Source organism: Streptomyces sp. NPDC031426, from assembly GCF_055581585.1.
Genome location: NZ_JBVIJE010000024.1, coordinates 1 through 18338, shown reverse-complemented (window position 1 = coordinate 18338; position 18338 = coordinate 1). Strand labels below are relative to the sequence as shown.

Here is an 18338-nt window from a genome sequence, read left to right as displayed (position 1 = left end):
GCGCACGGTGAGAGCCCGGTGAGCCGACGACATCGGAGGGCTGAACCCGGGTGTGCCACTACCGCCGTTCGAGCGCCTCGTTCAGGGTGAGGGCCGAGTCGATGAGAGCCAGATGCGTGAACGCCTGTGGGAAATTGCCCAGCTGACGACCCGTCGGGTCGATCTCCTCTGAGTACAGGCCCAGATGGTTGGCGTACCCCATCATCTTCTCGAACACCAGCCTCGCCCGGTCGGTCCGCCCCGCGCGCGCCAGGGCGTCGACGTACATGAACGTGCACAGCGAGAAGGTGCCCTCGGAGCCGCGCAGGCCGTCCGGCGAGGCGTCGGGGTTGTAGCGGTAGACCAGGCTGTCACTGACCAGTTCCCGTTCCATGGCGTCCAGGGTCGACGCCCACATCGGATCCTCCGGCGTGAGGAAGCCGACCGTCGCCATGCGCAGCAGCGCGGAGTCCAGTACCTCACTGCCGTAGTGCTGGACGAAGGCCTGCCGTTCCTCGCTCCATCCCTTCGCCATGACCTGTTCGTAGATGGCGTCCCGCTCGCTGCGCCAGCGCCCGGACGCCGACGGCCACCCCTTCGACTCGGCCAGTCGCAGGGCCCGGTCGAACGCCACCCACGACATGACGCGGCCGTAGGTGAAGTCCTGGCGACCGCCGCGGGTCTCCCAGATGCCCTCCTCCGCCTGGTCCCAGTGGTCGGCCAGCCAGTCCAGGTCCGCCCGCATCGAGGTCCACCCCCCGTGTCCGACCTGGAAGCCGTGCCGGTGCGCGAAGTAGATGCTGTCCAGGGCCTCGCCGTAGATGTCCAACTGGAGCTGCGTCGCGGCGCCGTTGCCGATCCGCACCGGCGCGGAACGCGCATAGCCCTCCCAGTGGTCGAGGATCTGCTCGTTCAGGTCGGAGGAGCCGTCGACCTTGTACATGATGTTGAGCGGACCCGTGGTCCCCTCGCTGCCGACCCGCTCCTTGACCCGGTCGCTCAGCCAGATGATGAACGCCCGGGCCTCCTCCGTGAAACCCAGTCCCAGCAGGGCGTACACGGAGAAGGCGGCGTCACGGATCCAGGTGAAGCGGTAGTCCCAGTTGCGCTCGCCGCCCAGTTGCTCCGGCAGGGCCGCCGTCGGGGCGGCCACCACGGCGCCACTGGGGGCGAACGTCATGAGCTTCAGCGTGATCGCGGAACGCTCCACCACCTCCCGCCAGCGCCCGGTGTACCGCGACTGCGCCAGCCAGGAGCGCCAGAACGCCACTGTCTCGTCGAAGAGCCGCTGGTGTTCGTCACGGCGTACCTCCGCGGGCGGCCCCTCGGCGCCCATCTCCAGAATCAACCCGCGCTGATCGCCGGCCTGCAGTGTCAGCGAGAGGTGCAGGTCGGCGTCCCGGTCCGTGAGCACGTCCACGAGCCGCTCGTCGTCCGGTTCGCGGATCGGGTGCACAGTGAGTTCCGTGCCGTCCGCCGCGGCGAAGACCGCTCCGTGCGGGGTGAGGTGCAGCGCGTGGGGCATGCGCCCGTAGTCGAACCGCGGGGCGATCTCCACCTCGAACGTCATGCTGCCGCGCACACAGCGGACCAGGCGGACCAGCCGGTGCCGGGCGGTGACCGTCGTACCGGTCACGGGCATGAAGTCGAGCACCTCACCGGCGCCCGCCTCGGTCATGAACCGGGTCACCAGGACCGCCGTGTCGGGGAGGTACAACTGCCTGGTCGCATGGGTCAGATGCGCCGGCCGTACCGTGCAGTGCCCACCCTTCTCCTTGTCCAGGAGCGCCCCGAACACACTCGGCGAGTCGAAACGCGGGGAGCAGAACCAGTCGACCACTCCCTCGGTGGTCACCAGCGCCGCGGTCTGCAGATCGCCGATCAGGCCGTGGTTCTCGATCAGCGGGTAGTCGTCCATCGAGGCGCCCCTTTCGGTGTGCGTCTCACCCGGATGGGCCCACTCGATCAGCGTAAGCCGGGGGTCCCGCTCCGGCCACGGGGCCGGTACGGGGTCCCGGCTACGGCCCGGGTGCTGCGGACGGTCGTCCTCCTCACCGTGCGACTCCGTAGCATCTGGCGGATAGTGAGGAGCGGACAGTGAAGAAGGGACGAGATCCCCGGCAGCTCCCCGCACCTCAGGAGGCGCTCGATGCCCCCTTCACGGTTGTTGGCCGCGCTCACCGGCATCACGCTGCTCGGCGTCGCGCTCACCGCCTGCCAGGACCAGGCGTCCGGTCAGATCGTGGCGCGGAACGGCATCAGGATCGTGGAGACCGTCTCCAATCCGCCGATCCACGGATGTCACCGATTCCCCGAAGGCGTGACCCACGTCAACAATCAGACACAGAGCAGCCTGCTCCTGTACACGACACCGGACTGCACCGTGCCGACGGGTGGACAGAGCGACTACCTGGACATCGGGGCGTCGGACCGGTTCGTCAGGAGCACCGGCCTGTGGCAGAGCTTCTCCTTCGCCCCTGGCTGACGTCCTGTCACCATGTCAGGCGGGGACGTCGTTACGACTCCGAGGGCGACCAAGTCGGCGAGGCAGGTCGTGACCTGACATGAATTCAGGCGCGGTCACTGTGATGCCGCGACCGACGCCGCGGTGAGTCTGTCCACGGCCTTCGCGACCGCCTCGGGGCTGGAGATCATCGTCAGGTGCCGGGCGCCGGGGATGAGCGTGGCGGGCGGTGCGCCGATGCGCCGGGCGGTCTCCTGCGGCGTCTGCCGGGTGAACACGTCGTCCTCGGCGCCGAACACCACCGACTTGGGCAGACGGACCGCGGCGAGCCGAGCCACCTGGTCCGCGGGCAGACCCGGCACGCCCGCGGCCAGCATGCTCCAGAGCGCGCTCTCCGCGCCCGGCACCTGGAGCGGGCGTCGCCACTGATCCAGACCGGTGACGTCCAGGCGCGGACAGGCAGGTCCGCACTGTGCGTCGTACACGCTGCGGATCAGCGAGTCGATGCCGAGCCCGAGCCGCAGCAGACTGGTGCGGTACGGGTCGATCAGCACGTACTTGAAGGCCGGTGGCGGCCCGGCACCCGTGTCGAGGGCGTCGCCGTCGAGGAGCATCACACCGCCCAGCCGGCCAGGGGCCCTGAGCGCCGCCTCGGTGACCACGGCCGCTCCGCTGGAGTGCCCCACCAGCAGTGGGCGCTCGCCCGGACCGCCGAGGTGCATGGCGTCCAGGAAGCCCAGGAGTTGCCGGGTGAAATGGTCGACGGTGTACGGGCCGTGGCGCTCGCTGTATCCGTCGCCCGTCAGGTCGAGCGCGTACACCCGGTGGTCGCGGGCCAGCAGCGGGGCAAGGCGTGACCAGGTGTCGACGGTTTCGAAGGCGCCGTGCACCAGGACGACCGGTGGGCCCGCCGTACCCCAGGTCTGGTAGCGCGTGCGGATGTCGGCGGCCTGCACGTACCTGAGCCCGCGCGGCGGCGTGGCGCGCCCGGCCGTCACTCCGTTGTAGACGAACGAGGCCACTGTGACGACGGCCAGCAAGACGGCACAGCCCAGCGCGGCGCGTCGAAGCCACCGCCGCAGCCGGGAGCGGCGTGGCCGATGCGCGCGCTCGGCAGGGAGCGACGGCGGAGCGGATGCCGGAGGGGCGCCCCCGTCTCCGTCGCCATCCCCGGGTTCGGCGCCGACTAGGCGAAGATCAGCTGTCACAGCCCACAGCATCGCCCATGGCACACCCGCGGTCATCCCGCGGGGGGAGCCATCGTGACTACTCCGCCGGGTGTAGGGCAGTGCCGGGCGTACGGGAGGGCCCACCACGAAGGCATTTTTGTACAGCTCAGAGCCCTGTCGGCGTGCAGAGGTCAACCCCCCCCCAGGCCGTCGCCGCCTGGCAAGCCTTTCCTTGGTCGAGTCTTCGCTTGTCGCTGGAAAGCGCGACAATTGTCTATATATCTTCTCCGTCGCCGGAGGGATGTGGGCATTGGTGGTCTGGTGGCCCGGGCGGGGACTGCGGCCGGGCGGCCGCAGGCGCAAGCTCTCGCAGCGGATCCTTCTCGCCCTGCTGCTGATCCTCGCGGTGATGAGCGCTGTCGGATTCGCATTGTTCGCATTCGCCCAGCGCGCTCGCCTGGACGCCCTGTACGAGCAGCGGGCGGTGTCGATCGCGCGGATCGCCGCCGGCAATCCGCAGATTCGCAGCGCGATGGCCGTCGGATCGCCGCCGACGCGTCATGGCGTCGTACAGAACGTGGCCCAGCGCATTGCCGCTAACTCCGGTGCCCCCTACGTCGTGGTGATCGACCTGCACCGTGTCCGGCATTCGCATCCCCTTCCTGCCTTGATCGGCCAGCGGGTCTCCGATCCGATCGTGGTCCGGGACGGAAAGTCGCACACGAGGATCAACGTGGGCGCGACGGGCCGCTCGGCCAACGGGATAGTGCCGCTGTATGCGCCGGGTAACGGTCACCGTCTGGTGGGAGAGGTCTCGGCCGGCATTCCGGAGGCCCAGGCCTCCGGCGAGCTGGCGCGTGAGCTGCCCGCCTTCGGCATCTACGCCGGGATCGCCCTGGCGGTCGGAGCAGGCGCCGCCTTCCTGCTGGCCGCCCGGCTCAAGCGGAGCACGTTCGGACTGGAGCTGGAGGAGATCGCGGGCCTGCTCCAGGACCGGGAGGCCACGCTGCACGGCATCCGGGAGGGCGTGGTCGGCCTCGACCCGCGAGGCCGGATCACGGTGGTCAACGACGAGGCGCGGCGGCTGCTCGGTCTCACGGGGGATGCCGAGGGACGGCCCTTGGACGAACTCGGGCTGGACCGAGCCGCGGTCGAGCTGCTGGCTCCGGGACGCGTTGTCAGCGACGAGGTGCTCACCGTCGGGGAGCGGTTGCTGGTGGTCAACTGCTGGCCCACGGGGCGCGACGGCGGCCCGCCGGGGAGCGTGGCCACGCTGCGGGACTCCACCGAACTGCGGCTGCTCTCGCAGAAGGCCGAGGCGGCTCGTAGACGCCTGCAGTTGCTGTATGACGCCAGCGGGTCCATGGGGACCTCACTCGACGTGAGACGTACCGCTGGAGCACTTGCCAGAGTCGGGATACCGCACTTCGCCGACTTCGCCGTGGTCGATCTGGTGGAGGGCGTCCTGCACGGCGAGGAGCCGCCGCCCGACGGTAGCGTTCCGATGCGCCGGGTGGCTGTGCACGGCATTCGCGACGAGCATCCCTTCATCCAGCTCGACGAGGTCTTCGAGCTGGATCCCGCCACACCGCAGGCGTGGGCGTTCGGCCACCGGCAGGCGGTGCTGGAGCGTGATCTCGCTGCCGCGCAGTCGTGGCGAGCCCAGGACCCGGCGCGATCGGAGGCCATCCTCGAATCCGGCGTCCGCTCGCGCATCATGGCCCCGCTGTGTGCCCGTGGTGTGCTGCTCGGCGTGGCGTACTTCTGGCGCATGCGGGAGCGTGAGCCGTTCGACGAGGACGATCTGTCGCTGGCCGAGGAGCTGGTGGCCCGCGCGGCGGTGTCCGTCGACAATGCCCGCCGGTACACGCACGAGCACATGATGGCTGTTGCTCTGCAGCGCAGCCTGCTGCCGCGCGGCATGCCCGACCAGAACGCCGTCGACCTCGCCCACCGGTATCTGCCGGCCCAGTCCGTGGGCGGCGACTGGTTCGACGTCATCCCGCTGCCCGGCGGGCGGGTCGCACTGGCGGTGGGCGATGTCGTCGGTCACGGCCTGCACGCGGCGGCCACCATGGGCCGGCTGCGAACGGCCGTGCGCAACTTCTCCGCACTCGACATCCCCCCTGATGAACTGCTGTGGCATCTGGACGAGCTCGTCGCACGGATCGACGAGGAGGACGCGACCGACGACGGCGTGCCGGGGGTCACCGGCGCATCCTGCGTGTACGTGATCTACGACCCGACCACACGGGCCTGCACCATGGCACGCGCCGCGCATCCGCCGCCCGCGGTGGTGATCCCCGACGGCACCGTGGAGTTCCCGGACGTGCCGGCCGGGCCGCCTCTGGGCCTGGCAGCGCTGCCGTTCGAAACCACTCGGCTGCGGCTGCCCGAGGGCAGCCAGATCGTGCTGTACACCGACGGGCTGATCAAGACCCGCGACCGCGACGTCGACGAGAGCCTGGCCCGGCTGAGCGCCGTCCTCGGCGACGCGAGCCGCACTCCGGACCAGACCTGCACCGCGGTGCTGGACGCGCTGCTGCCCGCACGCCCCAGCGACGACGTCGCCCTGCTCGTCGCCCGGACCCGCGCCCTGGCGGACGACCGGATCGCCGCCTGGGAGGTGCCCTCCGATGCCGCCGCGGTGGCGGATGTGCGGGCCAGGGTCAACCGCCAGCTGTCGGAGTGGGCGCTGGACGAGCTGGCGTTCACCACCGAACTCATCCTCAGCGAACTGGTCACCAACGCCATCCGCCACGCCACCGGGCCGATCCGGGTACGCCTGCTGTACGACCGCAGCCTGATCTGTGAGGTCTCGGACACCAGCAGCACCTCGCCCCACCTGCGCTACGCGGCCACTACCGACGAGGGCGGCCGAGGGCTCTTCCTCGTCGCCCAGCTCGCGACCCGGTGGGGCACCCGGTACCTGTCCACCGGCAAGATCATCTGGGCCGAGCAGGCGATCCCGGCACCAGTGGCGGACACCGCCGCACCACAGGAAGGCGACTGTTGCGACAGCCCCCGCGCGGGTGCGGGTACCACCCCTGGCATCGCCTGCCGGTGTGTCAGCAGGCGTTCCAGGCCTGTGCTGCCTGGGTGGACGACCGCCCAGCGGCCTGCTTGATCTGTTCAGCGTCGGTGGGGTGGTGCTGAACGCGCAGGGCCAGGCGGTCTTCTGGGGTCCGGAGGCGGAGGAGCCGGGCACGGCCTAGCACACCGCGGTTGTAGCGGGCCAAGGCCGGGGCCGCTGTGTCCCCCCTGCCGATCAGGACCCCAGGCGCCGGCTCCGTGCGGGTCCGGCCTCCGCCGCGGTCGGTACTCGTGCTCACGGCAGTACCTGGATCTTCCGGCCCTTCCCGGCCTGGAACTGCCGCAGACCATCGGCGTAGTCCGCCAGCGGCAACCGGTCGCTGATGAAGATCTCCGGGTCGAGCACTCCACCGGCGAACAGTTCGGCGGCGCGTTCGTAGCTGTGCAGGACCGCCATCGAGCCGGTGATGGTGATCTCCTCGTTGTAGATCCGGTACGGGTCGATGGTGGCCCGGGTCGCGTAGTCCGCGACCCCGAACTGGAGGTAGGTGCCGCCCTTGCCGACCCGGCCCAGGGCGTCCTGGATGGCACGGGCGTTGCCGGTGGCGTCGATGACCACATCCCAGCCGCGCGGGCGCTCGAGCGCGTCGGCGGTGGTCACGGCGTTGCTGCAGCCGAGCGTGCGGGCGGTGGCGAGCCGGCCCTCGTTGACGTCGACCATGTCGACGGTGGCCGCGCCGGTGCGCTTGGCGAGTTCGAGCATCATCAGGCCCATGGTGCCCGAGCCGTAGATCAGTACATTGCTGGCGAGCGTGCTGCGCAGGATGTCGTAGCCGCGTACCGCGCAGGACAGCGGTTCGATGAGGGCGGCGTCCTGGGTGCGGACGTGTTCGGGGAGTTTGACGCAGTTGGCGGCGGGGGCGGCCGTGTACTGTGCCGCGCCGCCGGGGACGGTGACACCGATGGCGTTCCAGCGCTCGCACATGTTGCCGCGCCCGATACGGCAGTAGTGGCACTCGTGGCAGTACAGAGAGGGGTCGACGGCGACCCGGTCGCCGACGGCCAGGTCGCGTACCCCGGAGCCCAGGGCGACGACCTCGCCGGCGAACTCGTGACCGGGAACAATGGGCAGGGTGGGAGCGAACTCGCCCTGCAGGATGTGGAGATCGGTGCCGCACAGGCCGCAGGCGGAGACCTCGATCACCACCTGCCCGGGGCCGGGTGTGGGGTCGTCGACGGTCTCGACGCCGACCTGGCCGGGCGAGCTGATGACGGCGGCTTTCACTTGACTGCTCCAAGGGACAGGCCCTGGACAAGCTTGTCCTGGGCGGCGAATCCGGCGATGAGAACCGGCAGGGAGATACAGACGGCGGCGGCGCACACCTTGGCCAGGAAGAGGCCCTGGCTGGTGACGAAGCCGGTGAGGAACACGGGTGCGGTGCCGGCGACGACGCCGGTGAGCACACGTGCGAAAAGCAGTTCGTTCCAGCTGAAGATGAAGCAGATCAGCGACGTGGCGGCGATGCCGGGGGAGACGACGGGTGCCACGATCCGGGCGAGGACGGTGGGCAGTCCGGCGCCGTCGATGGAGGCCGCCTCCAGGATCTCGACGGGGACTTCGGCGAGGAAGGAGCGCATCATCCATACCGCGATCGGCAGGTTCATCGAGGTGTAGAGGATGATCAGCAGCGCGACGTTGTCGAGCAGGCCGCTGTTCTCGGCGATCAGGTAGATCGGCAGCAGTCCGGCCACCGCGGGCAGCATCTTGGTGGACAGAAAGAAGAACATCGCGTCCGTCCACTTGCGCACCGGCTTGATGGACAGCGCGTAGGCGGCCGGGATGGACAGCACCAGCACCAGGAGCGTCGACATGAGGCTCGCGGAGAAGGAGTTGATCAGCGGCGGCCAGGGGGAGACGCCGGTACTCGCGCCGAAGAACTCCCGGTAGCCCTGGAGGGTCAGCGGCGCTCCCACGCTCGGTGGGTTGGTGGCGGCGTCGGACTCGCTGTGCAGCGAGGTGAGCACCATCCAGGCGACCGGGAGGAAGAACACGACTCCGCAGAGCCAGGCCAGCAGGCCGAGTGCGCCGCGGCGGCGCCGGGCCGCGGAGTCAGGGCTGCCCGTGGTGCGCCGGCGGGTGGCGATGGTCCCGGCCATCAGCGGGTCTCCTCTCGGAGCAGGGACGAGACGGTCCTGAGCGCGAAACTGCCCACGAGGAGGGAGCAGACGACGACGATGACGCCTTCCGCGGAGGCCTGCCCGTAGTCATGCGCCTGGTAGAAGGTCTCGTAGACGGTGTAGGGCAGGTTGGCGGTGCCCAGTCCGCCGCCGGTGAGAGTGAAGACGGCGTCGAAGTTCTGCACCACGTAGATGCTGCCCAGCAGTGCGGCCAGCTCCAGATAGCGGCGCAGATGAGGGAAGGTGAGGTAGCGGAAGACCTGCCAGGTGGTCGCACCGTCCACGCGGGCCGCCTCGACGGCGTCCATGGGGCGGCTCTGCAGTCCGGCCAGCAGGATCAGCATCATGAAGGGCGTCCACTGCCAGATCAGCGAGGCCTCCACGGACATCAGCGGCAGTGCGGACAGCCAGTCGGGCTGCGGCGCGTTGTCGCTGCCGAACAGACTCCACAGCCAGGTCAGCGATCCGTTGATCAGCCCGTAGGTGGCGTTGTACAGCGCGTGCTTCCACAGCAGCGCGGAGGCCACGGGCACCACGAGGAACGGTGTGATCAGCATGGTCCGGACGATGCCGCGGCCGCGGAACTGACGGTCCAGCAGCAGAGCCAAGCCCAGGCCCAGGACCAGACTGACCAGCACCACGGTGACCGTCAGCATGACGGTCGTCAGCAGGGACGAACGCAGCTGCGGGTCGGTCACCGCGTCCTTGTAGTTCTGCAGCCCCGCGAAGGCCCGGTTGCCGGGGTCGAGGGCGTTCCAGCGCATGAACGAGATCACCAGAGTGCCGACGAACGGCAGTTGGGTGACCACGATCATGAAGATCAGGGCCGGGAGCAGCGGGGCCCGCCGGGCCCATGCACCCCGGGATCGCGGTGGGGGTGCCGCCTGCCCGGCGGTCCGCGGTGCCCGGGTACGCCTGGTGAGCGAGTCAGTGAGGGTCATCGGTGTGTCTCCGCTGTGCTCCCGTCCCCCGGTCCCGCGTGGGCGGGACCGGGAGGCCGGGAACGTCGGGTGGGTCGGGCAGGGATCACTTGGCCGCGTACTTGGCGGCGACCTTCTCGGCGAGCGCCTGGCCGGCCTTCAGCGCCTGATCGACACTGGTCTTGCCGGCGATGGCGGAGCTGATCTGCTGGGAGACCTGCGTGCCCAGATCGGTGAACTCGGGGATGCCGACGAACTGGATACCGGGCGCGGGCCGGGGCTGCACACCAGGGTTCTGCGGGTCGGCGGCCTTCAGCGCGCTCGCGGTGGCGCCCGCGAAGGCCGAGGCCGCGGCGACGTACTGCGGGTTGGTGTAGGTGGAGCTCCGCTTGCCCGCCGGGACCCGGGACCAGCCGAGCTTCTTGCCCACCAGGTCCTCGTACTGCTTGCTGGACGCCCAGGAGATGAACTTCCAGGCGTCGTCCTGGTGCTTGCTCGCCTTCTGCAGGCCCCAGGCCCAGGTGTAGAGCCAGCCCGAGCTCTTGGTCCGGTCGACCGGTGCGGGCGCGTAGGCCATCTTGCCGGCCACCGGAGACCCGCCGGCTTCGAGCGACCCGGCCGCGGAGGTCGCGTCGTACCACATGGCGACCTTGCCCTGTTCCATGTCGTTGAGGCACTCGGCGAACCCGGACTGCGGGGCGCCCGCTTCACCGTGGGCGCGCACCAGGTCGACGTAGAACCTGGTCGCCTTCGTGAAGGCGGCGCTGTCGACCTGGGCCTTCCAGTCCTTGTCGAACCAGGTGCCACCCATGGTGTTGACCACCGTGGTCAGCGGAGCCATCACCTCGCCCCAACCGGGCAGGCCGCGCAGGCAGATGCCCTTCATCCCGGGCTTGGCGCCGTCGGCCCTGGCGGCCAGGGCGGCCACCTGCTGCCAGGTGGGGTTGGCCGGCATGGTCAGCCCCTTCTCCTTGAAGACGTCCTTGCGGTACATCAGGAAGGACGACTCGCCGTAGAACGGCTCGGCGTATATCTGGCCGGACACCGTCAGGGACTGCCGCATGGAGGGCAGGATGTCGCTCTGGTCGAAGGCGGTGTCCTTCTGCGCGTACGAGGTCAGCGGGGCGAGCCAGCCGTTCTTGGCGTAGATCGGAGTCTCGTAGTTGCTGATCGTGGCCACGTCGTACTGGCCGGCCTGGCTGGAGAAGTCCTGGGTGATCTTGTCGCGGACGTCGTTCTCGGGCAGCACCGTGAAGTTGACCTTGATGCCGGTCTGCTTGGTGAAGTTGGCCGCCGTGAGCTTCTGCAGGTCCGCCATCTGCGGGTTGTTCACCATCAGCACGTTGATGGAGTGCGAGCCGGAGCCACCCCCCGCGCCGCCGGCGCCCGCGCACGCCGTGAGCAGTGCGCCGCACATGGCCAGTGCGCCCAGCGGCACAGCGCGCCGCAGAACAGTCGGTCTCGAAATCATGATCGTCCCTTTCATGAAATGTCGGGTGTGGGCAGCGAAGAGGAAGGGAAGGTGGGATCGGGCAGACGGTGGTGTTCGGCCGTGCAGGCAGGGAGGTGCCGTCGGCGCGGCTCCGGCGGAGCCGTCCCTGGCGGTATGGGGGCGGGCTGAGTTGGTCAGACCCGGTGGACGCGGGGTCCCATCAGTGAGTAGCGGTGCGCCTCGGCGCTGGACAGTGCGGTATCGGTGACGATCGCCTCGAAGTCGCCCACGCCGGCGAAGCGGCAGAAGCTGCTCGCGCCGAACTTGCTGTGGTGCCCGATGAAGACGCGTCGGCGCGACACGGCCAGCGCCTTGGCCTTGACGTCGGCCACCACCGGATCGGGGGTGGTCAGGCCGAGCTCCCGGGAGATCCCGTTCGACCCGAGGAAGGCCAGGTCGATGACGAATCGCTCGAGCATGGCGCAGGCCCATGAGCCCACCGTGGCCAGGGTCCGCGCCCGGACACGGCCTCCGAGGAGCAACACGGTGACATGCGGGGAGTCCACGATCGCGGCTGCTGTGGACAGCGAAGCGGTGACGACGGTCAGGGGCCGGTCGCCCGGCAGGAGCGCGGCGAGGAGCTGGGGGGTGTAGCCCTCGTCCACGAACACGGTCTCCGCGTCACCTAGGAGCTTCACCGCCTCCGCGGCGATCCGGCGTTTGTCCTTGACGTGCAGGGTCTCTCGTTCGGGGAGGCCCGTCTCGAAGCCCGCGCCCTCAACGGGATAGGCGCCGCCATAGGTGCGGCGGAGCAGGCCCCTGCGTTCCAGGACGCTGAGGTCGCGACGGATGGTCTCCGGCGCGACAGCAAGGTCGACGGCCGTGGTGGTGACCTCGACACGTCCCTGGTGACGAGCGAGCGCGAGAATCCGGCTCTGACGCTCTTCGGCGTTCATCGCACTCACCTCGCCTTCCGTACCCGGTCCGGGCGCGGCGTGCCCGGTCTTGCCGCACATTTATACCAATCAGCTTTTCGAGCAAACCGGCCCGCAATGGACCTGAAACCGCCCGATGATGCCTGAAGTGATTGAGCGAATCCCCAGGTCATGACCCCGTCGTGCATTTTCTTCTATTTATTGGCGCCCGTGTGGGCCACCTGCAGTGCCCGGTTCGGGCGGACGGCGAAATGAAATCGACCTCATCAATGCTCGGCAGGCGGTGTCCAGGGCCAGGTAGTACCAGCAGTTGTCCAGGACTCGGGCGTCGATGCCGGAGCCCCAGTCCCCCCACCTGCACGGACAGTTCGCTGGCCCGGATGACGGACGGGATCGGCGAGTAGAGCGCCCCGTTGTCCTTCTGCCAGGCGGTCAGCTGGGCGACCGCCCTCGCGCCGAGCGCATGCGAACGGCGCTCATCCAGGCCGGCGCCTCGAACTGCCGTCGTCGCAGTGGTCGGTCTGGATGCCGATCACGAGCCGGCCGGGGGCGTCCCCTTCAGTACCGAGGTTGCCGTCGGGTGCGCCACCGCCGAGCCATATGGCGCCGTAACCGAGCTTTTCGACCCCTACCGCCAGTTCAGGGCTGAGCCACATCCAGGGCCGGAAGGCGCCGAGTGCTCCGGCTGTGGATCGTGATCCGAGAGAGGCGCGTCGGCGAGGGGCGGCCGTTGTTCCAGCCACATCCCGTCGCGCATGAGGACTCTCCCGCGTAGTTCCGGCTCGCCGCGCCAAGCGCGCACAGTCCTCGGGACCACGCGTACATACAGAAAGGAACCCTCTTCCACGCGGGGATCCCACCCGAACTTGTCGGCGAACGCCTCCGCCGCGACTCCGGGCACCTCCTGGTCCGGGAAGCACTCCGCCTCACCCTGGAGGAGCACCACGTCGAAGGTGTCCGGTAGTGCCAGTCGCACGCGCGGCTCTTCGCGGACGTTCCGCGCAGTCACGGAAGTGGCGCCGGTGCACATCCACACTGCTCGCCCATCCCGCAAGAACCACAGCGGCACCTGGTGCGGCCCGTGACCAGGGTGAGCCGTCGACACCCATACATCCCGCTCGGTGACGAGCCGTTCCAGAGCATCGCGCATACGCTCCGCCGTCTGGCGACGAACGATTCCCGTGGCCCCGGTCTCCATGGGGACCGACCCTAGCCAGGCAGGCGCGAAGCGCGCCTGAGGCGCAGGACCTACTCCCGGCGACCGATGAACCCCTCAGCCTTTGGCTCGGAGCGGACGCCGCCAACTCGGGTCAGGGGTTCCTCAGGGGCGAGACCAGGGACAGTCCGGAGGTGTGGGTACCACGAACGGCCCTAGCGTCGGTACGGCGGCTCTCCGAGCGGGCGCTGACGGTCGCCTGGAGGTCGGCATCGGCTTCGCGCACGTCCCGGTCGGCCGATGAGGGCCGACCGGGACGTCGGGCTCAGGCGAGGTCGAACCGGTCGAGATTCATCACCTTGTTCCACGCTGCCACGAAGTCACGTACGAACTTCTCTCCCGCATCCTGGGACGCGTAGACCTCCGAGACGGCTCGGAGCTGGGAGTGCGCACCGAAGATCAGGTCGACGGCGGTGGCGGTCCACTTGACCTCGCCGGTGGCGCGATCCCGGCCTTCGAACACGTTCTCGTCCGTAGCCGACGCCTTCCACTCCGTGCCCATGTCGAGCAGGTTGACGAAGAAGTCGTTGGTCAGCATTCCTGGCCGGTGGGTGAAGACACCGTGGGGGGACCCCTTGAAGCCGGTGTTCAGGGCCCGCATGCCGCCGATCAGCACCGTCATCTCGGGAGTGGTCAGCGTCAGCAGGTTGGCGCGGTCCAGCATGAGGGTCTCCGGCGACAGTTTCTCGCCTGCCGGAAGGTAGTTGCGGAAGGCGTCCGCCTTGGGTTCCAGCACGGCGAACGACGCCGCATCGGTCTGCTCCTGCGAGGCGTCCGTACGCCCCGGTGCGAACGGAACCGTGACGTCGTACCCGGCGTTCCTCGCGGCCTGCTCGACGGCCGCGCACCCGCCGAGGACGATCAGGTCGGCGAGGGAGACCCGCGTTCCGCCGGTCTGCGAGAGGTTGAAGTCCTGCTGGATCCTCTCGAGCATGCGCAGTACCTCGGTCACCTCGGGGAGGTTGTTGAGTTCCCAGTCCTTCTGCGGCGCGAGCCGGATTCGCGCTCCGTTCGCCCCGCCGCGCTTGTCGGTGCCGCGGAAGCTCGCCGCCGACGCCCAGGCGGTGGTGACCAGCTGGGAGACGGAAAGGCCCGAGGCGAGGATCCTGCCCTTGAGGGCAGCGATGTCCTCGTCCCCGACCAGTTCGTGATCGACGTCGGGAACGGGGTCCTGCCACAGCTGCGGCTCGGGAATCCACGGGCCGAGGTAACGCGAGACGGGTCCCATGTCGCGGTGCAGCAGTTTGTACCACGCCTTGGCGAACGCCACCGCGAGGTCGTCCGGGTTCTCGTGAAACCTCTTCGTGATCGGGCCGTAGACCGGGTCCACCTTCAGCGCGAGGTCCGTCGTCAGCATCATGGGGGCGTGCCGCTTCGACGGATCGTGGGCGTCGCGTACGGTGTTCCTGGCCGAGGGGTCCGAGGGAGTCCACTGGTGAGCACCGGCGGGGCTGCTCGTCAGCTCCCACTCGTACCCGTAGAGATTGTCCAGGTAGCCGTTGTCCCACTTGGTCGGCTCGGTGGTCCAGGCGCCCTCCAGACCACTGGTGATCGTATGGGAGCCCGTGCCGCTGTTGTACGTGTTCCGCCAGCCGAGGCCCTGCTGCTCGATGGGGGCCGCCTCGGGTTCCGGGCCGACATAACTGGCATCGACCGCGCCATGACACTTGCCGAAGGTGTGGCCGCCGACGATGAGTGCGACCGTCTCCTCGTCATTCATCGCCATGCGCCCGAACGTCTCCCGCACGTCCCGGGCGGCGGCCATCGGGTCCGGGTTTCCGTTGGGCCCCTCCGGATTTACGTAGATCAGTCCCATCTGTACGGCGGCGAAGGGACCGGCGAGTTCCCTGTCGCCGCTGTAGCGCTCATCTCCGAGCCATGTGTCCTCCGGCCCCCAGAAGATCTCCTCGGGTTCCCAGATGTCCTCTCGCCCGAAACCGAACCCGAACGTCTTGAATCCCATGGATTCCATGGCACAGTTACCGGCGAAGACCAGAAGATCGGCCCAGGAGATTTTCCGGCCGTACTTCTGTTTGACCGGCCACAGCAGACGGCGCGCCTTGTCCAGGCTCGCGTTGTCGGGCCAGCTGTTGAGGGGGGCGAAGCGCTGTGCGCCGCTGCCGCCACCGCCGCGGCCGTCCTCGATGCGGTAGGTTCCCGCGGCATGCCAGCTCATCCGGATGAAGAGCGGCCCGTAGTGACCGTAGTCGGCAGGCCACCAGTCCTGGGATGTCGTCATCACCTCGAAGACGTCACGCTTCAGGGCGTCGACGTCGAGAGTCGCGAACTCCTTCGCGTAGTCGAAGTCCTCGTCCATCGGGTTGGATCGGGGCGAGTGCTGGTGGAGAACCTGAAGGTCCAGCTGATTCGGCCACCAGTCCCGGTTCGTCCTGGGCCGCCGAGTCGGTGTGGGCGTCGGCGAGGGGATTGCCGGATTCTCGCTTTCACTGCCGGACATGCCCGTCCTTCTTCCTGTCTCGGTGTTCCTTCTGCCGGCTGCCGCTCTTGACGTCGTCGGCTTTGCTGGTGTCGAGCACGTCGACCCACACAGTCAGCGCGCCACGGCGCCCACCGGCTGGAAATTGTGCTGTGCCGCGTCCGTATGGTCGCGCATCACAGACCACACCTCCATGAAACACGCAGAACACCCCGCATGACAGACGTGAGAGAAGGGGCGGCCTTTCCGCTCCCGTGCCGACATCCGACGCAAGCCGAATCGAATACGACAGCCCTTGATCGTCGTCTGCGGCACGCAATACCACTCGCGGCCTCCAGGTCAACAAACGGTCAGCATCAGCCCGGACGGCTTCCGGCCTGCTGACCTGCACCTGCGGCGTGGACCTGCTGCCCCGCCCGGTCCCGCTCGGAAGGCTGACTACGTGGCTCGACAGCTCGCTCGTGGGATGGGGTCGTTCTTCAAGGAGTGCGGTTGTGCTCTCGGCAAGCAGCGTGAAGAGGCCGGCTACGACACGCAGGACCACGCGATCGAGCGCCTTACGCAGATCTAGTGGCGGCCGTGGCAGCGGAGGATGACGGAGTACTCCACGGGCTGGCACGTCGACAGCTCCATCAACGTGCGCATGATCCCCCCTCTTGGATCGAGGTTTTGCATGGTACAGGCGTCACGCGTCGCTGACCTGCGTAAACGTCGCCGCGTAGGCCCCGTTGGAGCCGTCGGCCCGGAAATGGTCCGGATCTTGTCCTCAGCGAGACGGGCCTGGTCATCTGTCGACGCCGCACCCCTCGGCTCGTGGACAGCTCCAAGCGGAAGTGTCGGCCCGCCGAGTGCTACATCGAGGTGGGCAGGTGCGGGGAGCGGAGTACGAGCAGAGTGATCTCGCTGGGGGCGAAGACGCGGAACGGCGGGCCCCAGAAGCCGGTGCCGCGGCTGGTGTAGAGGAGGGTGCGGGTTCCGTGGTGGCTGAGGCCGGCGAGGGCGGGCTGGTCGATGCGGACCAGGTGGTGGAAGGGCCATATCTGGCCGCCGTGGGTGTGGCCGGAGAGCTGGAGGTCGATGCCGGCGGCTGCCGCCCGGTCGACGAACTTGGGCTGGTGTGCCAGGAGCAGGACGGGCAGGTCGGGGTCGGCGCCGTCCAGGGCTCCGGCGAGGTGGGCGCGGTGGCCTGCCAGGCCGGAGGACTCGGCGGTGACGTCGTCCACGCCGGCGACCACGAGGGTGTCGCCTCCGCGTTCGAGCAGCAGATGGCGGTTGCGCAGCGGCTCCCAGCCCAGCTCGTCCATCAGGTCGACCCAGCCCTGGGCCTCGCTGTAGTACTCGTGGTTGCCGGTGACGTATACCCGGGCCCGGGTGGCCCGCACGGTACCGAGTGGGGCGGCCTGGGCGCGGCGGCGTTCGGCCGTGCCGTCCGCGATGTCGCCGGTGTGGCAGACCAGGTCGGCTTCCAGGGTGTTCACCGTCTCGCACACCCGCGCCGACCAGCGGGCGCGATCGAGTGGGCCGTAGTGGGTGTCGGTGATGAGGACGACGCGGATGCCGTCCAACCCGGCACCCAGCCGAGGGAGTTGCACGTCGAGTCGGCGCACGCGTGGCACGCGGCGGGCCTCGGCGTACCCCCAGGCGAGCAGTACGGCCGTTACGCCGAGGCCCGCCCACGTGACGATTCGGGCCCGCTCCTGACTCTCGCCGACACCGGCCACGGTCAGGGCGAGCCGCAAGAAGACGCCGAGCAGAACGGACCAGGTGAACAGAACCCAACTGGTACCCAGCAGGGTGTCACCGGTGATCGCCGCCCGGTCCTGCTGGCGCCGGCCGTGGCCGCGCACCATCGCGAGCGGCATACATATGAGGCCGAGGGCGAACAGCACGGTGCCGACCAGCGTGACAGGCAGCGGCCAGTGCTGGCCGCCGTACAGGAGCACCCAGCAGGGCACGGCCCACAGCAGGACGGGGGCGATCAGGGGGATGTAGCGCATCAGGCGGTGCAGCCGGCTCTGCCGCGGCGCTTGCGCCTCACCCTCGGCGGGCCGGGTGTTGCTGGTGGCGGTCACGCTTCCCCTCCCTGACCAGGCTGTCGTTCCGCGCACTGTATCCGGTCGCCCTCGGGCCGGCCGGACCGGCGTTCATGGGAGCGGCCCTGAAGGGTTCTCCAGAGCGTGGGGACGAAGGGTGCCCGTCAGGTGAGGGGCGACCGGGCGGAGCTCGAAAACCAGGCGCTGGCGACCTTCGCGGCGCACTCCGGCCCCGGCACCGATTGGCCGGAAGTTCACCGCGTGTACCGGGTGGAGCGGTGCCACCTGTCCGTCTCCGCCCGATCGCCGGGCGATCAGCGGCTGGAGCGCGTCTACACCTCGATGTGTGAGCCCATGCTGACCGTGCGGTCGCGGGGCAGGCCGAAGTACTCGGCGGCGTCGGCGGTGATGTAGGAGGTGGCGATGAACAGCCGCTTGCGCCAGGGGGCCATCGTCGGTGACTTGCCGCGCCGGAGATCGATCTTCGACAGGAAGTAGGACGCCTGGTCGAGGTTCAACGGTCCTTCGGTCTGGGCCGGGGC

The 18338-nt window shown here is 69.1% G+C and carries 13 protein-coding genes and 1 pseudogene; 3 read left to right on the top strand and 11 right to left on the bottom strand.

What is annotated here, in order from left to right:
• Nucleotides 1-58 precede the first annotated feature (58 nt).
• Nucleotides 59-1897, bottom strand: coding sequence for a glycoside hydrolase family 15 protein (locus tag ACZ5NH_RS34425; RefSeq protein WP_468780916.1), 1839 nt, complete (start codon nt 1895-1897; stop codon nt 59-61).
• Between the two features lie 231 nt (nt 1898-2128).
• Between ACZ5NH_RS34425 and ACZ5NH_RS34420 the strand changes: the two genes are divergently transcribed.
• Nucleotides 2129-2464 (top strand): hypothetical protein, encoded by a 336-nt coding sequence (locus tag ACZ5NH_RS34420; protein WP_468780915.1) that lies wholly within the window; start codon nt 2129-2131, stop codon nt 2462-2464.
• 95 nt (nt 2465-2559) lie between these two features.
• Here ACZ5NH_RS34420 and ACZ5NH_RS34415 read toward each other — a convergent pair whose 3' ends face one another.
• Nucleotides 2560-3483 (bottom strand): alpha/beta fold hydrolase, encoded by a 924-nt coding sequence (locus ACZ5NH_RS34415; protein WP_468780913.1) that lies wholly within the window; start codon nt 3481-3483, stop codon nt 2560-2562.
• Nucleotides 3484-3913: 430 nt separating this feature from the next.
• Here ACZ5NH_RS34415 and ACZ5NH_RS34410 point away from each other — a divergent pair, with 430 nt between their 5' ends.
• Nucleotides 3914-6739, top strand: coding sequence for a SpoIIE family protein phosphatase (locus ACZ5NH_RS34410; protein WP_468781036.1), 2826 nt, complete (start codon nt 3914-3916; stop codon nt 6737-6739).
• Between the two features lie 201 nt (nt 6740-6940).
• Here ACZ5NH_RS34410 and ACZ5NH_RS34405 read toward each other — a convergent pair whose 3' ends face one another.
• The 7 genes from ACZ5NH_RS34405 to katG all read right to left on the bottom strand — a co-directional run bounded on the left by ACZ5NH_RS34405 (nt 6941) and on the right by katG (nt 15784).
• On the bottom strand, nt 6941-7930 hold the full coding sequence (locus ACZ5NH_RS34405) for a zinc-dependent alcohol dehydrogenase family protein (RefSeq protein WP_468780911.1): 990 nt from the start codon (nt 7928-7930) through the stop codon (nt 6941-6943).
• Nucleotides 7927-8802, bottom strand: coding sequence for a carbohydrate ABC transporter permease (locus tag ACZ5NH_RS34400; protein WP_468780909.1), 876 nt, complete (start codon nt 8800-8802; stop codon nt 7927-7929). The genes ACZ5NH_RS34405 and ACZ5NH_RS34400 overlap by 4 nt, the downstream gene beginning before the upstream one ends.
• Nucleotides 8802-9764 carry a carbohydrate ABC transporter permease gene (locus ACZ5NH_RS34395; protein ID WP_468780907.1) on the bottom strand — a complete coding sequence of 321 codons (963 nt, stop codon included), beginning with the start codon at nt 9762-9764 and terminating at the stop codon, nt 8802-8804. The genes ACZ5NH_RS34400 and ACZ5NH_RS34395 overlap by 1 nt, the downstream gene beginning before the upstream one ends.
• A gap of 85 nt (nt 9765-9849) precedes the next feature.
• Nucleotides 9850-11214: an ABC transporter substrate-binding protein gene (locus ACZ5NH_RS34390; protein WP_468780906.1), complete on the bottom strand. Its 1365-nt coding sequence runs from the start codon at nt 11212-11214 to the stop codon at nt 9850-9852.
• A 155-nt stretch (nt 11215-11369) separates the two neighbouring features.
• Complete coding sequence (locus ACZ5NH_RS34385; protein WP_450981848.1) at nt 11370-12131, bottom strand: DeoR/GlpR family DNA-binding transcription regulator; 762 nt, start codon at nt 12129-12131, stop codon at nt 11370-11372.
• Between the two features lie 607 nt (nt 12132-12738).
• Complete coding sequence (locus tag ACZ5NH_RS34380; RefSeq protein ID WP_468780904.1) at nt 12739-13308, bottom strand: pyridoxamine 5'-phosphate oxidase family protein; 570 nt, start codon at nt 13306-13308, stop codon at nt 12739-12741.
• Nucleotides 13309-13591: 283 nt separating this feature from the next.
• Entirely contained in the window at nt 13592-15784 is a 2193-nt protein-coding gene (gene katG / locus ACZ5NH_RS34375) for a catalase/peroxidase HPI (protein WP_468780902.1), read from the bottom strand.
• Nucleotides 15785-16229: 445 nt separating this feature from the next.
• Between katG and ACZ5NH_RS34370 the strand changes: the two are divergent.
• Nucleotides 16230-16430 (top strand): annotated as a pseudogene (locus tag ACZ5NH_RS34370) (tyrosine-type recombinase/integrase); the annotation flags it as partial.
• 184 nt (nt 16431-16614) lie between these two features.
• Here the strand turns inward: ACZ5NH_RS34370 and ACZ5NH_RS34365 are convergent.
• Nucleotides 16615-17835, bottom strand: coding sequence for a metallophosphoesterase (locus tag ACZ5NH_RS34365; RefSeq protein WP_468780901.1), 1221 nt, complete (start codon nt 17833-17835; stop codon nt 16615-16617).
• A gap of 293 nt (nt 17836-18128) precedes the next feature.
• On the bottom strand, nt 18129-18338 hold a 210-nt coding region (locus ACZ5NH_RS34360), incomplete at its 5' end, for a KUP/HAK/KT family potassium transporter (RefSeq protein ID WP_468780900.1).

Bases quoted from the DNA above. Each gene is read 5' to 3' on its own strand.
- ACZ5NH_RS34420 (WP_468780915.1), top strand. From the start codon at position 2,129: ATGCCCCCTTCACGGTTGTTGGCCGCGCTCACCGGCATCACGCTGCTC.
- katG (WP_468780902.1), bottom strand. From the start codon at position 15,784: ATGTCCGGCAGTGAAAGCGAGAATCCGGCAATCCCCTCGCCGACGCCC.
- ACZ5NH_RS34410 (WP_468781036.1), top strand. From the start codon at position 3,914: ATGTGGGCATTGGTGGTCTGGTGGCCCGGGCGGGGACTGCGGCCGGGC.
- ACZ5NH_RS34395 (WP_468780907.1), bottom strand. From the start codon at position 9,764: ATGACCCTCACTGACTCGCTCACCAGGCGTACCCGGGCACCGCGGACC.
- ACZ5NH_RS34400 (WP_468780909.1), bottom strand. From the start codon at position 8,802: ATGGCCGGGACCATCGCCACCCGCCGGCGCACCACGGGCAGCCCTGAC.
- ACZ5NH_RS34380 (WP_468780904.1), bottom strand. From the start codon at position 13,308: ATGGAGACCGGGGCCACGGGAATCGTTCGTCGCCAGACGGCGGAGCGT.
- ACZ5NH_RS34425 (WP_468780916.1), bottom strand. From the start codon at position 1,897: ATGGACGACTACCCGCTGATCGAGAACCACGGCCTGATCGGCGATCTG.
- ACZ5NH_RS34390 (WP_468780906.1), bottom strand. From the start codon at position 11,214: ATGATTTCGAGACCGACTGTTCTGCGGCGCGCTGTGCCGCTGGGCGCA.
- ACZ5NH_RS34385 (WP_450981848.1), bottom strand. From the start codon at position 12,131: ATGAACGCCGAAGAGCGTCAGAGCCGGATTCTCGCGCTCGCTCGTCAC.